This is a genomic window from Okeania sp. SIO2F4 (assembly GCF_010672385.1).
GTDB lineage: Bacteria > Cyanobacteriota > Cyanobacteriia > Cyanobacteriales > Microcoleaceae > Trichodesmium.
Genome location: NZ_JAAHGT010001410.1, coordinates 1 through 1,373 on the forward strand (window position 1 = coordinate 1; position 1,373 = coordinate 1,373).

General features: G+C 34.5%; 1 protein-coding gene. It reads left to right on the forward strand.

The window, feature by feature from the left end:
* The first annotated feature begins 111 nt into the window (after positions 1 to 111).
* On the forward strand, positions 112 to 1,221 hold the full coding sequence (locus tag F6K22_RS40835) for an AbgT family transporter (RefSeq protein ID WP_293110871.1): 1,110 nt from the start codon (positions 112 to 114) through the stop codon (positions 1,219 to 1,221).
* Positions 1,222 to 1,373 lie beyond the last annotated feature (152 nt).

The window sequence follows — 1,373 nt, forward strand, 5'->3', positions numbered from 1 at the left end:
ATAAAGAAACCGCCAACTCAATGATTTGAATTGGCGGTTTGTCTACAGTCTGAAAGCCACAGCATGGCTGTGGCTTCAGAATTAACATCTTATTAATATCCTGTATACAGAATCCGACCCTTCTATAATGTAGTTTTAACCCCTCTTGCTGCCTTAATATTTTTAGCATACAAACGTCATCCAATTGCTGGTTTAGCTGCTGGTTTTGCTGGTGTTTCTGGCGGTTATAGTGCTAATTTATTAATTAGTTCTATCGACCCTTTACTAGCAGGAATTACTGAAAGTTCAGCTCAATTAATTAATCCAGAATATACGGTTAATCCAACAGTAAATTATTATTTCATGGTAGTTTCTACATTTGTTATTACTTTAGTTGGTTGGTATATTACAGATAAGATTGTAGAACCTCGACTAGGTAAATACAATAGTAAAATAAATTCAGAAGAAATGGAAGATTTGACTAATGCTGAACAAAAAGGCTTACGTTGGGCTGGATATTCTTTATTAGCTTTTGTCGCCTTTTTATTAATATTAGTTTTGCCTCCAGAAGGAATTTTACGCGACCCAGAAACATTGACAATTATTCCTTCTCCTTTTTTTCAAGGAATTGTACCAATAATAATGTTAGGATTCATAATTCCAGGTATTGCCTATGGCAAAGGAGCAGGAACAATTCAAAGTGATAAAGATATTGCTCAGGGTATGACTCAAGCCATGAGTATCATGAGTTATTATATTGTTTTGTCTTTTTTTGCAGCTCAATTTGTTGCTTATTTTAGTTGGACTAATTTGGGAATTATCTTAGCTATTAATGGTGCAAATATTCTCAAAGCAACTGGTTTTACTGGCTTGCCTTTACTAATAAGTTTTATAATTGTTAGTGGATTAATTAATTTATTTTTTGCCTCTGCATCCTCTAAATGGACTATGATAGCTCCTATATTTGTACCGATGTTAATGTTAGTTGGTTATACACCAGAGTTCACACAAATGGCTTATCGAATCGGGGATTCTACAACTAATATTATTACACCTCTGATGGGTTATTTTCCGATTATTGTTGCCTTTGCTCAGAGATACGATAAAAATGCAGGTATGGGAACTTTAATTGCGACAATGTTACCTTATTCTTTAGCTTTCTTTTTATCTTGGTCAGCTTTATTTATATTTTGGTTTATTTTCGGAATTCCCATCGGACCAGGAGCAACAATTAGACTTTAGATAAGCATTCAGCACTCAGCTATCAGCTATCAGCTATTAACTAATTATTTTGTTAGGAGGCATTAGTCTCCAAGGAAAATTGGTAGTCCTGTAGATGTAGTGATTTAGACTGGAGTAAGGGAACAGGGAACAGGGAATAGGGAACAGAAAAG